This is a genomic window from Bradyrhizobium sp. S3.12.5, assembly GCF_040548225.1.
Taxonomy (GTDB): domain Bacteria; phylum Pseudomonadota; class Alphaproteobacteria; order Rhizobiales; family Xanthobacteraceae; genus Bradyrhizobium; species Bradyrhizobium cytisi.
The window spans coordinates 1-12,434 of record NZ_JBEPRF010000042.1; the positions used below are offsets into that span (position 1 = coordinate 1).

A 12,434-nucleotide genomic window follows, 5' to 3' on the forward strand; every position below is an offset into this window, starting at 1 on the left:
ACTCCGGTCGGGCTACGCCCTCCCTGCGTCACGAGCCCGGCGAAGCTCTCTCATCCTGATTGACGCTGCACTTCCATCCTGATTGCCGCGCCGCAATCCGCCGCAAGACGCGGAACGAATGACTGACGCTGAAGCCCAATACCCACGACGGGTATGTGAGCTGGGAGAGGTTCGAGGCGATCCGCACCATGGTCAGCAGCAACGTTCCCGCAGGTCGGCATCATGGCGCGCCCAAGCATGGAAACGCGCTGCTGGCCGGTCTGATCCGGCGCAAGCGCTGCGGCCGCACGCTCACACTTCGGTACTCAGGCATGAAGCACCATATCCCGCGCTACAGCTGCAGCCGCACCTGGATGGATAATGGCGGCCCTCACTGCATCGCCTTCGGCGGATTGCGCGTCGATGATGCAATCGAGGAAGCGCTGCTTGGCGTTGTCGGCCCAGGCGCTATCGTCGCTGCAACCGCTGCCGCCAAGGAAGCCGGAGAACGACGGGATCAGGTGCGCGATGCTCTCAGTCGCGATCTGGAAGCGGCGCGCTATGCCGCTGACCCTGCGAACCGGCTGGTGGCGAGTTAGCTTGAAGCGCGCTGGAACAGGGCGCTCGCGCACGCGGCGGAGGTCGAGACCAAGATCGCCAAGCATGATGCAGCGACGCCCGCACCCATTGCTGATCCAGCTTCGCTCGGCGTTCTGGCCTCGAACCTCTAAACGGTCTGGAATGCGCCCACGACGGATGCTCGCCTCAAGAAGCGCATTGTGCGCACCCTCGTCCATGAGGTTGTGGCCCATATCGACGACGCGGCCTCCGAGATCGTTCTCATCGTCCACTGGGCGGGTGGCGCCCACAGCGACCTGCGCTTGCCCAAGCGCCGCCGCGGGCAGCGTAACAGCACCTCCGCCAACATCATCGACGCTGTGCGCCGACTGGTGCTGATCGCCAGCGACGATCTGGTCGCCGGTCTCCTCAACCGCAATGGCCTCAAGACGGGCAAGCCGCAAAGCTCCTAAAGATCGCGCCCAAGACGCTCCGGCTAGCCGCTGAAGCCGGCGAGATCGAAGCCTTCCATCCGTTATCGGACGGCCCGTGGATCTTCGCCCGCGCCTCGGACGGGATCGACCCTGGCTAAACCTCAGCAACGCTGATAACAACCGCTGCTCGATCTATCGCCGAACGAGCGCGACAGAACCCAAGATACCCCACGGGATCACATCCCAATCAGCAAAGTCTCTTCTCTTCAACAACATAGACAGATGGGTGTTCTGATGCGCGGTGGTCATCGTCTCACCAGATCGCCAGCTTGGCGCAGGGCCTGCGCGAGCGAGATGAATAGCGTCTCATTGAGAAGTTCGTCGCGCAGGCCGGCGTTGAAACTCTCGATGAAGGCGTTCTGGGTCGGCTTGCCGGGCGCGATGTAGTGCCACTCGATCTGCCTTTCCCGACTGAAGCGCAGCACGGTCATGCCGGTCAGTTCGGGGCCGTTGTCGGATCCGCACATTCTCGGGTGCCCGCGCCAGGCAATGATGGCGTCGAGTTCGCGTACGGCCCGAAGGCCCGGCAGCGAAGTGTCGGCGACGAGCGCCAGGCATTCGCGGGTGAAGTCGTCGACCACGGCCAGAATGCGGGAACGTCGACCGTCGGCGAACGCATCCGACAGGAAGTCGAGGCTCCAGCGCTGGTTGGCTCCTTGTGGGATCGCCAGCAGCGCCCGGGTGCCGAGTGCCCGTTTGTTTGCGTCCGCCACGCCAGCGTGCGGACTTGCTGCCGTTCCTCGCGATAGAGACGTCGGAACTTCTTGTGGTTCATGACAAGCCCCTCGCGGTGCATCAGCACCAGTAGACGACGGTAGTCGGACCGGCGACGGATCGCCGCCAGTTCGCGCAGACGGGCACGCACGACCGCATCGTCGGGTCCCCGGCCGCGATAGCGCACTGATGTGCGATCTGCTCCCAGCACCTTGCACGCCCGCCGTTCGCTCACCTCAAACATCGTCCGCAGATGAGCGACAGCCTCTCGCCTTGCGGCGGGCGTCACCATTTTTTTGACGCGACATCCTTAAGCATGGGCGTTGTCAAGCATCGCCTCGGTCAGGAGCTTCTTCAGCTTGGCGTCTCGTCCCGTCCGTGAACAGACTTGGCTCATAGTCTATTCCTTCCTAGGTGACGGACTGTACCCACTTTTGGAGGAATTTGCGGGGCTCAGACACGTCCGAAACAAAGGCACGTTTTTTCCTTAGGAGCGATGCCGGCGTTGGCTCTCGGCGCGGGCCTGCTTGCGATTAGGGGCGCCGGTCGCTCATCACAAATCGTGCGTTCCGCACAGAACAAAGCCGCCACCATGTCGCGCCCACAACAGCACTGGGAAGAGCAGCGGTACGGCATTTGAGATTCGGCGATCGAGGAGCGCACGCTCTCGCCTGCTTGTTCCCGAAGCGGGCGCATCAAGCCGCCTTTCCCGAGCCCGCTCTGCCGTGTAATCGCGTGCAGTGTTAGCCGGCCAGGATCATCACGCGGCTTGGGCAGTTCGGCGGCAGCCGCGGGGCCCTCCGAAACCTTCCGGAGCGGCAGGATTGCCTTTAACGTGCTTCCCGCTGGCTACGCGCCTAGCCGGTGATTTTGACTGGTTCGACGGCGGTCACAATAGCTCTGGGAGCTTGGCGGGATCGACGAGGATTTCGATGCTGAGTGATGTGCTGGGCTGTCTTTTAACGAATCCTGCGCGTTCCAGGGTCAGCACCATCTGGTGGACGGAGGGAGGGCTGACGCGGAAATATTCTTGCATGTCGCGTTCGGCTGGCGGCCTGCGGTGCAGGCGTGTGTAGAGGTGGATGAAGGCCAGATATTGGCCCTTTTGGGCGTGAACGTTTTTGCGGCGTGAGTCACGTCTGCCACCCGATTCAGCTGTTGGTCCGTGCCTCAAGGGGAGGCAAAGATGAATGTACGCTATGGGTCGAACTGAGCCAAACGGAACGGGTCGAACTCACAGCGCTTTTGAGTGCCGGCAAGCACGCCCCGCGCAAGCTCAAGCGCGCGCAAATTTCGCTGGCTGCCGACGCAGGCGCGAGCGACGAGGCAATCGCCATGGCGTCGGCGCAAGCGGCTCGACTATCTATCGGACCAAGCGCCGCTTCGTGCTCGGCAACCTGGAGGCGGCGCTGAGCGAAGAGCCGCGCCCCGGAGCGGACCGCAAGCTCTCAGGGAAGGGAGGCCTTGCTGGTCGCAACGGCTTGTTCGAACCCGCCCGAAGGTCGCGCGCGTTGGACCCTGGAGCTTCTGGCGGGCGAGTTGGTCAGGCTCACCGGGCACGACTACATCTCCCGAGAGACCGTGCGCCGGCGGCTGACCGAAAACGACCTCAAGCCCTGGCGCAAGGACATGTTGTGCATTCCGCAGGTCGATGGCGAATTCGTTGCCTGCATGGAGGATATGCTCGACCTTAATACCGAACAACCCGAACCGAAGCGCCCGGTAGTCTGTTTTGACGAAAGCTCGACCCAGCTCATTGCTCATTGGCGAGGTCCGCCAGCCGCTTCAGGCCGCTCCGGGCCAACTTGAGCGTTACGATTGTGAGTACAAGCGCAATGGCACGGTCAATCTGTTCATCTTCCTCGACGTGCATAGACCCTGGCGCAAGGTCAAAGTCACAGACAGCCGCGCTGCGGTCGACTTCGCCGCCTGCATGCGTGTTCACTTCCCAAAGGCAGAGCGCATCCGTGTCGTGTTGGACAATCTGTCGATCCACTCAGCTAGGAGACGATGCGCGCCGGGGCAGTTGCCTTACGCGCGCTAGCCTCGTCCCACGAATGGCATCGTGGTTGCCATCACATTCATGAACAGTACGTTAGCCTCTAACGGCAGGCTCGCCATGTGCAGCACCGATTTCGCGACATTCTCGACATCCATGACCGGCTCGACCTTGAGCGAGCCGTCGGCCTGCGGTACGCCCTCTGTCATTTTGGCTGCCATCTCAGTCAGAGCGTTACCAATGTCGATCTGGCTGCACGCGATGTTGTATTTACGACCATCAAGCGAGGTCGATTTGGTAAGCCCTCTGATCGCGTGTTTGGTTGCCGTGTAAGGTGCCGATCCTGGGCGTGGGGAGTAGGCAGAGATCGAACCGTTGTTGATAATGCGGCCGCCCTGCGGGCTTTGCGTCTTCATCAGGCGGAACGCCTCCTGAGTACAGTAGAACGGACCTGACAGATTGGTCGCCACGGTCGTTAGCCAGTCCTCGATTGACACCTCTTCGATCGAGCCGCCCAGTGAAACGCCAGCATTATTGAAAAGCACGTCGAGGCGCTCGAATTTGTGCTTGCAGGCTGCGAACAGCTGAGCAACCGACACAGGAGCGGTCACGTCACAGATTACAGCAAGGGTCCGGTCCGCCGACGCTCCGGACAGCTTGATCGTCTCCTCTAGGGCGTTCCTGCGCCGACCGGCGAGCACTGCACGATAACCGTCCTTCAGGAAGGCTATGGCTGTCGCGCGTCCGACGCCCGAACCCGCGCCTGTGATCAGCGCGACCTTGTCGTGGTTCTTCATTCGATAGTCTCCGCCTCCTCGATCATGTTCCTTTTGTCCACGAAGTGGGTGTCCAAGAGCCAGACTCACCTGCTCGTTTGCCCCCCAGCGCAGCGACCTCGCCGACATCTAAGTCTGCCGTAAAGCAAGTCCCTGTTGGTCCGCGCGTCAGGCGATGTCGAACACGATGCCTCTGGAAGACCTTTGGTCAGTCATCCGTGTGAAGCGGTATCGAGACGGTGATCGCTCGCTTGGGATACAGCAAGCAGTCGCGCGCGTTCTCTCCGATCCCGACGTGACCGGCAACAAGATTGAACTGCTCTCGCTTCATCGCGAAAACGGCGCCGCTGTAGATACTCATGTCAGGTTTCCTTGGAGAGTGCCAGCTCAGGACTAAAGCTACCAAAACAGCGTCGTGATGTTGCCGACAAGCGCGAGCCGCTGTCGTTCTATGCGACGGTAGCTCTTGCGTCACTGAGCTCGTCCTCAATGTGGACGCGGATGATCTCTTCAAAGTTCGTTTCTGCTTTGAATCCGAGATCTGTTGCGCGCTTTGCATTGAAGTTGCGTGGCCAGCCCGCAACCATCCGGGAGATTTTTTCATCTGAAGCGTGACGAATCCGACGGACCATGTCCGCGCCAGCGACACGCCGCAAAGCCTCGATCTGCTCCGCGACCGTGCATGAGACGCCTGGCATGCTCAGCGTCCGACGTGACCCAACGGCATCCCCGTCAATGGTAGCTGCATGGGTCAGGAAACCGACAGCCGAACGCGGCGAGGCGTGCCAGTGACGAACGTCCTCAGAGACGGGCAACACCGCTTCGAGACCCACGAGAGGTTCGCGAATGATCGAAGAGAAAAAGCCGGAAGCCGCTTTGTTCGGCTTGCCAGGACGCACGCAAATGGTCGGAATGCGGATGCCAATTCCGTCGAAAAACCCTTTGCGTGTGTAGTCGGAGAGCAGCAGTTCGGCCATCGCCTTCTGTGTGCCGTACGAGGTGAGCGGAGCAGAGATGAAGTCATCTTCGATCCGTTCGGTGTAAGGCCCACCGAACACTCCCGTTGACGACGCAAACACCAGGCGGGGCCGATAAGCTGCCGTTTGTTTCTGTATCGTTCGCACTTCCTCGAACAGGTGCCACGTGCCCGTCAAATTGACTCGGTAGCCCTTATCGAAATCGTCCTCCGCCTCACCAGAGACGACCGCCGCAAGATGGAAGATGATATCCGGCTTCACACGAAGCAGCGCTCGCACCTCATAACGTGCCGAAAGGTCGGACCCAATGCTAACGATCTGGAACGGAGCGTTTGGCGCAGTGTCGGGCATGATGACATCATGCAGAGTCAACCGAGAGATAGCGTTCCCTCCCAGGCGCCCCTCCTTCAGCAGGGCCTGCGTCAACTTGCGGCCAATCATCCCGGCGGCGCCAGTGATTAAAATGTGCATTGCGTTGCCTCCCGTTCGTGTGATCTACTTTGCTGCGTCAATTGATGAGACCGGCCGTTTTCGAACTACCGCTCAAACGACAGCCGTTAGAATTGGCCGATCAGAAAAATGCGGTTTAGATTGGCGAGCACGAAGTCAGCCATGACTTGTCGGGTTTCCTGCGTCGTCGTCCCGATGTCCGGAGTCATTAGGACGTTTGACAAAACAAATAGCTCATTGGGAAAACGATGCTCGTTGGCGTAGAACGTCCAACGCGCCGCCCGCGATCCGCCCTTCCCGTAGCGGTTCGACAAGCGCCGGCTCATCGACAACGGCGCCACGACCCAGGTTCGTGAGGAAGCCATCCGGCGCGAGAGCATGCAGCACATCGGCGTTGATCGCGTTGCGCGTCTGGTCGGACGCTCCGACTGTGACAACCAGTACGTCGTAGTTCGCCGCCAATTCACGCGGCGTGTCATGAAAACTGTACGGCACGCCACGCTGTGTTCTGCTGCAATATGAAATCGAGACATCAAAGGCCCTCAGGCGCTTGGCGATTGCAATTCCGATGCGGCCCACTTCGTAGATTCCATATCTCCGTCCCAACACTTTCGAGCTAAGGCCGGGCTCCGCCGTCGGCCAAAGCCCGCGGCGAATATAGGGATCGCCGACCGCAACTTGACGTAAGGGGCCCATAATGCTCGCCCTGCAGACACTCCACTTCAACCCGAGCTGAAATCTGTATCTCGCCGCATCATAGATCGGCGCGACCGCCGAGGCTCAGACGACAGGCGCGCAAATGACTCCTAAATCAGTTCTGGAGAACCACCATATCGGATGATGACCAGAAAACTCGCACCTGCGCCCCAGCTTCGGGCCTGGACTCCGCCCGGCCAGAGACCATCTTTGCCGCAATACTCAGGCCGTTCTCGGTCTTGATGGTCACGCGGGTCAGACCTCCGATAAAAGAGCTGCTTGCGACTTCGCCGTTCAGGACATTGCTGCCGTCTGTGACAGGCTCGTCCATGCTGCTGATCCGCACCTTCTCAGGTCGGATCATAGCCAGTAGCTCCGCCCCTTCGGTCCGCATGATACCAGGAACAACGATCGACCGAGCTCCGGCGACGACCATCCGACCAGCAGCGTTCATTCGTCCGCTGATCAAATTCGATTCCCCGATGAACTCCGCCACGAAGCGATTGCGTGGTTGAAAGTACAACTCGTCCGGTGTCCCAAGCTGAGCAATTTGGCCCACGTTCATCAGGCAGATGCGATCAGACATATTAAGTGCCTCTTCCTGATCGTGCGTGACGTAGATGAAGGTCGTTCGCAACTCCTTGTGAAGACGCTTAATCTCCCCCTGCATCTGCTCGCGCAGATTCTTGTCCAGTGCACCCAGGGGCTCGTCCATCATGATGATGGCGGGCGAATAGACGATACAACGCGCAATTCCGACGCGCTGCTGCTGGCCGCCGGATAACTGACGCGGCTTTCGATCTTCAAAGCCCCGCAGCCCGACACGTTCAAGCGCCTCTTTCACCTTTGCATGAATCGTCTTGATGGGTTGGCGACGCGCGCGCAACGGATAAGCCACGTTTTCGAACACCGTCATGTGCGGCATCAAGGCATAATTCTGGAATACCATGCCGATCCCCCTCTCGCGTGGAGGCATCGCCGTAATATCGCGCCCGTCCAGCAGTATGGTGCCTGTGGTTGGTCCGGTCGCGCCTGCGATCAAGTTGAGGAGAGTGGTCTTGCCTGAGCCCGAGGGACCCAGCAAGGTCAGGAATTCGCCCTTCTCGACGCTGAGATCGGTCGGATGCAGTGCCGCCACCGAGCCAAACATCTTCGATATGCCCTTCAAGGCGATCGCATGGGCATTGTACTCCCCAACAACGGTAGCGTCCTTCATCGGGCTCACTTCTTTACGGGAACGATGTGGGCGAAGCGCAAACATCCTCCGTCCGCGTACAAGGTCTTGCGGGCCATGTAGCTGAATTCCTTCAATTGCTTCCTCTTTCCTGATCTGGTGATTCATGCGGACATAAGGCCTCTGAATGTCGAATGGATCAAACATCGGTCGGCGTCGATTTCTTGAAAGCGACCGCGACAATGCAAGCCAACACCGAAAGCGCCGTGAGCAAGGTGGAAACGGCGGCGATCACGGGCGATATCTCCCATTGGAGCGCACTATACATCTTAACAGGTAAGGTGATTGTGCTCGGGCCGGCCAGGAACCAAGAAATGACAACCTCGTCGAAGGACAGCAGAAAGGCGAAGAATGCGGCGCTGACGAGCGACGGAACGAGTTGCGGCACAACGACGGTGATAAACATCCGTAGCGGACCGGCCCCCATCAGTTCCGCGCCGAATTCAAGGTTGCGATCCAGTTTTTTCACCCCTGCCACGATCATGAGAACGACATAGGCCAAGGTGAACATCACGTGGCCGAGTACAATTGAAAGCGTAGTTCCACTGATTCTCACGTAGGAGAAATAGAGAAAGAGGCCAAGGGCTACGACAACGTGGGGAACGACCATCGGACCCATGATCACGCCGCTAATGAGACGCTTGCTGACAAATTCGTGGCGCGCGATCCAATAGCCCGCGGGTACACCGACAAGCATTGACACAGCGGTCGAGGCCAGCGCTACCTTGAGGCTTTCGAAAAGCGGCTCTAGCCAATCGGGAGAACTAAGAAAAATCTTGAACAGATCAAGTGAGTAACTCGTTGGTGGAAACGTAAGTGCATTTGCGGTGCCGAACGCCATGGGTACTGCCACCATGATCGGTGCCCACAAAAACAGATAGACTGCCGCTGCCAGCCCGGTACCCACCGCACGGTAGCGACGCGAATTTGGGTCAACAATGATGTTGGACATAGCCACCCCTTAGATCTTACGTGGGCGGCATAGCGCCAGGGGAATTGCGAAGATGAAAACCATGGCGAGAAGGACCACACCAATCGCTGAGGCTTTAGGCCAGTCCAATACCTCCCGGTTGTAGAAATCGACCAGATTGGAGAGCATTTGGTCCTGCGGGCCGCCCAATAGCGCTGGGACGATGAAGGCACCGAGAGACATCACGAAAATGCTCAACAGACCAGCGAATATGCCGGGCAGACTGAGGGGTACGGTGACCGTCCAGAATACTCGGACGGGCTTGGCTCCCATGATAGAGGCTGCGCGATAGATGGCGTGATCGATAGCGAGCAGGCTGGCGAGAACTGGCAAGACAACGAATGGGATGAGGAAGTTGGTCATGCCGATGAGTAGGCCCATCCGATTGAGCACGAGGGGTAGTTGGATTTTCGTGTCGAATATCCAACTGAGGATACTGTTGATGATCCCGTCGCGTCCCAGAATGATCGTAAATGCAAAGCATTTGACCAAGACACTGGTCCAGAACGGAAGAAGGACAAGCACCATCAAGGCTGTTCTGCGCCGTGCAGTTTGACGAGCAAGGTGCAACGCGACGACGAAACCCAGAAGCAAGCTCAGCAGAGACGCCGAGCCGGCGATAACAAGTGTCGTACTCAGCGTTCCCCTAAATAACTTGCTGGACAAAACGTCGCCGTACGCAGCCAAAGATAGGGCCGGGCCATGGACGCTGGTGTAGAAGACATACAATAGAGGCGGCAATACAATTGCGGCCGCTATCATGATGGCCGGCGACATAAACATTGCCTGAGCGCGGATACTGGTAATCCGATTCATGAGGCCCTTGAAGTGTTCGACCAGAGAAGTACGATAATGGCGTGCTTGGGACGCGACGTACTGATCCGCCCCACAGCTACGCAGAATCAGCTCAGTGTCCATTCCTTGAAGCGGCGCGACACCGCCTCAAAATTTGAGGCCCAATACGCGCCGTTCAGAATTAGATTGCCGGGGCTGCTCATATCGGGCATCCATTTGCGAGTGTCGGGCGACAACATCGACATTCCCTTCTTGGAATTGGGCACGAGACCGGACGTATCGCATAGCCGCGCTTGAACCTCCGGGCGCAAGGAGTAGGCGATGAACTTCATTGCGTTCGCCTTGTTCGGTGCGCCCTTGGGGACTGCGAGCTTCTCAGGACCGACCAGGTTTTCCTCGAATGAAAAGGCCAACGGCGTTCCACCGCCCGGTTCATTTGTCGATTTGACGCGATTGGCGTAGGTGTAAGTGAAATCGACCTCGCCGGTCTGCAAAAGGGAGATCGTTTGAGGAGTCGCGCTTATCCAGGAGGCAATGCTCGGCTTGATGCGATCGAGTACCTTGAACGCGCGATCGACATCTAGAGGATAGATATCTTTCGGCGGCACGCCATCGGCGAGAAGCGCGGCTTCAAGCGTCTCGTTCGGGCGATTGCGGAAGGTGCGGCGTCCCGGGAACTTCTTCAGATCGAAATACTCGGCAAAATTCGTCGGATGCTTTCCCGGACCGTATTTCTTCGGGTCCCACGCTATACCACCAGCGTACGAGTTTCTTGTGACTACCTCGCCCGTCGGCGGAATTGCCAAATCCTCGATGTCAAACATCGAAAGATCTAGTTTCTCCCAAAAACCCTGCTTGGATGCGTAAGCGGCCACCTCGTCGGGGATCGCAAAGACGTCAAATTCGACGTTGCCCGTGAGCTCCTGAGCCTTCAATTTTGCAATGTCCGGTGTAGGGACGATATTGACCTTGATTCCTGTTTCCTCGGTGAAGGGATCGGTCGTTGTCTTGACCAAGATCTCTTGAAAACTTCCACCGTAGCTGGTGAGCGTTAGGGAATCCGACTTTGCGCCAGCTCGCGAGGCCCCAAGCACCATTGGCGCAACGAAGACGCTAGCCGTTCCGGCCAAGAAGGAGCGACGTGAGACTCCCGAGACTGTCTTCCTCATGGACTGTATCCCTTTAATTGATGAATGATGTCAGGTTTGGTTCCGATGGCACAAATACCAATTTCGGAGGGATCAATACCAGGTTGGAATTGTCAAACTCGGAACCGTCTCCGCTTGTCCGGGATCACCTGGTTTCTTTTTTGAAAATACGAAGTCGATGCGCGGTGAAGTCGGGGATCCAAGCTGCCGCGGATCACCGCAGCCGCGCGTTGCACATGGGTAGCGCGTCACGGTGCACATCATGATGATGATACGACACACCGCTAGCGATGAATCAAGCTCCTGGGTGTGGATCGCGTGAGAATAGGCCCGATGGACAATCAGACGAGGAAATCGCCCGGCTTGTCGAGGAACGACGCTCCCAGCCTTCAGTTAAATCCAGCGCCGCCGTCGGCCATCGCGCTTCCGCCCAACTCAAACATGATCCGCTTGCGCCTGCATCGAGCGCGGCATGAGCCAGCCGGATGCCAAAGCTAGTCGCCTGCAAGGCCGACGCTCGTCGGCGGGCAGCCGCCGCAAGCCTGACTCTTCAACCGTATCGATGAGCAGCACGATGAGGCTCGACCGATCCCGAACCGGGCCGTGACGGCTCGTCTGAGGGTATTCTCGATCCGTACGTTGCGCGCGTGACCAAGACGTTGGCCGAGAGGCTCCGCCGTCCGTCCCATGGCCGCCATCCCCGGTCGGAAAGCTCTGAGGTCTCGCGGCTGAGCGAGTTCTCGCGCAGCCCTGCGGCGACCCGGTCATCCTTCGGCTATGCACCAATTCGGCTGGGGACGAGGAGCTGCTCCTGCGCGCCAAGGCCCGTGATTCCGAGCTGAATGCGTTGTCCCGCCCTGAGGTAGAGCGGCGGCGTGCGTCCCATGCCGACGCCGGGCGGCGTGCCCGTCATGATCACGTCACCAGACTTAAGAGACATGAACTCGCTGATGTGGGAGATGAGCTTCGGGATACCGAACACCATCGTGCGCGTATTGCCTTCCTGCTCTCGGCGGCCGTCGACATCGAGCCACAGGTTAAGATTGTGGGGATCGGCGATCTCATCAGGCGTCACCAGCCACGGGCCGATCGGCGCAAACGTGTCGCAGCCCTTGCCTTTATCCCACTGGCCCCCGCGCTCAAGCTGGTACGATCGTTCGGACACATCATTGGCGAGGCAATAGCCCGCCACATGATCGAGCGCGTCGGATTCAGGGATATAGGCGCCGGGCGTACCGATCACTACGCCCAGCTCAACCTCCCAATCGGTCTTTTCCGATCCGCGTGGAATAATGACGTCATCATTCGGTCCGTTAATCGCTGAACTGGGCTTGAGGAAGAGGATCGGCTCTTGCGGCACTGCCATCCCCGCTTCCGCCGCATGATCGCGATAGTTCAGCCCGACGCAGATGATCTTGCCGACGCCGCCGACGCATGGACCGATGCGCTGGCGATCGGCGACAAACGGTAGTCGCTCAAGATCGAGATCCTTGATAGCTGCCAGGCTTTCCGGCAACAGGTTGGCGCCCGCTAGATCCGCGATATGCTCCGATAGATCACGTGCGCGCCCATTCGCATCGAGGATGGCCGGGCTCTCCTGTCCGGGCAAGCCATAGCGTAGCAGCTTCATGATGTCCCCTGTCC

The 12,434-nt window shown here is 59.0% G+C and carries 11 protein-coding genes and 2 pseudogenes; 3 read left to right on the forward strand and 10 right to left on the reverse strand.

Annotated elements, in window-relative coordinates; all coding sequences use genetic code 11:
- Positions 1–188: 188 nt before the first annotated feature.
- Both ABIC09_RS36315 and ABIC09_RS36320 read left to right on the forward strand, forming a co-directional pair.
- A complete protein-coding gene (locus tag ABIC09_RS36315; protein WP_354112281.1) occupies positions 189–578 on the forward strand; it encodes a recombinase zinc ribbon domain-containing protein in 390 nt (129 codons plus the stop codon).
- 180 nt (positions 579–758) lie between these two features.
- Positions 759–1,010 (forward strand): hypothetical protein, encoded by a 252-nt coding sequence (locus ABIC09_RS36320; protein WP_354112282.1) that lies wholly within the window; start codon positions 759–761, stop codon positions 1,008–1,010.
- Between the two features lie 299 nt (positions 1,011–1,309).
- Here the strand turns inward: ABIC09_RS36320 and ABIC09_RS36325 are convergent.
- A pseudogene (locus ABIC09_RS36325) lies at positions 1,310–2,112 on the reverse strand (IS3 family transposase); the annotation flags it as partial.
- Positions 2,113–2,931: 819 nt separating this feature from the next.
- Between ABIC09_RS36325 and ABIC09_RS36330 the strand changes: the two are divergent.
- Positions 2,932–3,744 (forward strand): annotated as a pseudogene (locus ABIC09_RS36330) (IS630 family transposase); the annotation flags it as partial.
- Between the two features lie 41 nt (positions 3,745–3,785).
- On the opposite strand, the gene ABIC09_RS36335 reads toward ABIC09_RS36330, so the two are convergent.
- The 9 genes from ABIC09_RS36335 to ABIC09_RS36375 all read right to left on the reverse strand — a co-directional run bounded on the left by ABIC09_RS36335 (position 3,786) and on the right by ABIC09_RS36375 (position 12,420).
- Positions 3,786–4,541 (reverse strand): SDR family oxidoreductase, encoded by a 756-nt coding sequence (locus tag ABIC09_RS36335; RefSeq protein WP_354112283.1) that lies wholly within the window; start codon positions 4,539–4,541, stop codon positions 3,786–3,788.
- Positions 4,542–4,728: 187 nt separating this feature from the next.
- Positions 4,729–4,881, reverse strand: a complete 153-nt coding sequence (locus ABIC09_RS36340) for a hypothetical protein (RefSeq protein WP_354112284.1) — start codon at positions 4,879–4,881, stop codon at positions 4,729–4,731.
- A gap of 88 nt (positions 4,882–4,969) precedes the next feature.
- A complete protein-coding gene (gene denD, locus ABIC09_RS36345) occupies positions 4,970–5,968 on the reverse strand; it encodes a D-erythronate dehydrogenase (protein ID WP_354112285.1) in 999 nt (332 codons plus the stop codon).
- 213 nt (positions 5,969–6,181) lie between these two features.
- Complete coding sequence (locus tag ABIC09_RS36350; RefSeq protein ID WP_354112286.1) at positions 6,182–6,643, reverse strand: NAD(P)-dependent oxidoreductase; 462 nt, start codon at positions 6,641–6,643, stop codon at positions 6,182–6,184.
- Positions 6,644–6,758: 115 nt separating this feature from the next.
- A complete protein-coding gene (locus ABIC09_RS36355) occupies positions 6,759–8,024 on the reverse strand; it encodes an ABC transporter ATP-binding protein (RefSeq protein ID WP_354112287.1) in 1,266 nt (421 codons plus the stop codon).
- Positions 8,017–8,829: an ABC transporter permease gene (locus ABIC09_RS36360; protein ID WP_354112288.1), complete on the reverse strand. Its 813-nt coding sequence runs from the start codon at positions 8,827–8,829 to the stop codon at positions 8,017–8,019. The genes ABIC09_RS36355 and ABIC09_RS36360 overlap by 8 nt, the downstream gene beginning before the upstream one ends.
- A 9-nt stretch (positions 8,830–8,838) precedes the next feature.
- Complete coding sequence (locus ABIC09_RS36365; RefSeq protein ID WP_354112289.1) at positions 8,839–9,765, reverse strand: ABC transporter permease; 927 nt, start codon at positions 9,763–9,765, stop codon at positions 8,839–8,841.
- Positions 9,750–10,811, reverse strand: a complete 1,062-nt coding sequence (locus tag ABIC09_RS36370; protein ID WP_354112290.1) for an ABC transporter substrate-binding protein — start codon at positions 10,809–10,811, stop codon at positions 9,750–9,752. The genes ABIC09_RS36365 and ABIC09_RS36370 overlap by 16 nt, the downstream gene beginning before the upstream one ends.
- Before the next feature lie 754 nt (positions 10,812–11,565).
- On the reverse strand, positions 11,566–12,420 hold the full coding sequence (locus ABIC09_RS36375; RefSeq protein ID WP_354112291.1) for a fumarylacetoacetate hydrolase family protein: 855 nt from the start codon (positions 12,418–12,420) through the stop codon (positions 11,566–11,568).
- Between the last annotated feature and the right edge of the window lie 14 nt (positions 12,421–12,434).

What these genes read in the sequence shown, in the direction of transcription:
- ABIC09_RS36315 (WP_354112281.1), top strand. Translation starts at nt 189, where the DNA reads ATGGTCAGCAGCAACGTTCCCGCAGGTCGGCATCATGGCGCGCCCAAG.
- ABIC09_RS36335 (WP_354112283.1), bottom strand. Translation starts at nt 4,541, where the DNA reads ATGAAGAACCACGACAAGGTCGCGCTGATCACAGGCGCGGGTTCGGGC.
- ABIC09_RS36340 (WP_354112284.1), bottom strand. Translation starts at nt 4,881, where the DNA reads ATGAGTATCTACAGCGGCGCCGTTTTCGCGATGAAGCGAGAGCAGTTC.
- denD (WP_354112285.1), bottom strand. Translation starts at nt 5,968, where the DNA reads ATGCACATTTTAATCACTGGCGCCGCCGGGATGATTGGCCGCAAGTTG.
- ABIC09_RS36350 (WP_354112286.1), bottom strand. Translation starts at nt 6,643, where the DNA reads ATGGGCCCCTTACGTCAAGTTGCGGTCGGCGATCCCTATATTCGCCGC.
- ABIC09_RS36355 (WP_354112287.1), bottom strand. Translation starts at nt 8,024, where the DNA reads ATGTTTGATCCATTCGACATTCAGAGGCCTTATGTCCGCATGAATCAC.
- ABIC09_RS36360 (WP_354112288.1), bottom strand. Translation starts at nt 8,829, where the DNA reads ATGTCCAACATCATTGTTGACCCAAATTCGCGTCGCTACCGTGCGGTG.
- ABIC09_RS36365 (WP_354112289.1), bottom strand. Translation starts at nt 9,765, where the DNA reads ATGGACACTGAGCTGATTCTGCGTAGCTGTGGGGCGGATCAGTACGTC.
- ABIC09_RS36370 (WP_354112290.1), bottom strand. Translation starts at nt 10,811, where the DNA reads ATGAGGAAGACAGTCTCGGGAGTCTCACGTCGCTCCTTCTTGGCCGGA.
- ABIC09_RS36375 (WP_354112291.1), bottom strand. Translation starts at nt 12,420, where the DNA reads ATGAAGCTGCTACGCTATGGCTTGCCCGGACAGGAGAGCCCGGCCATC.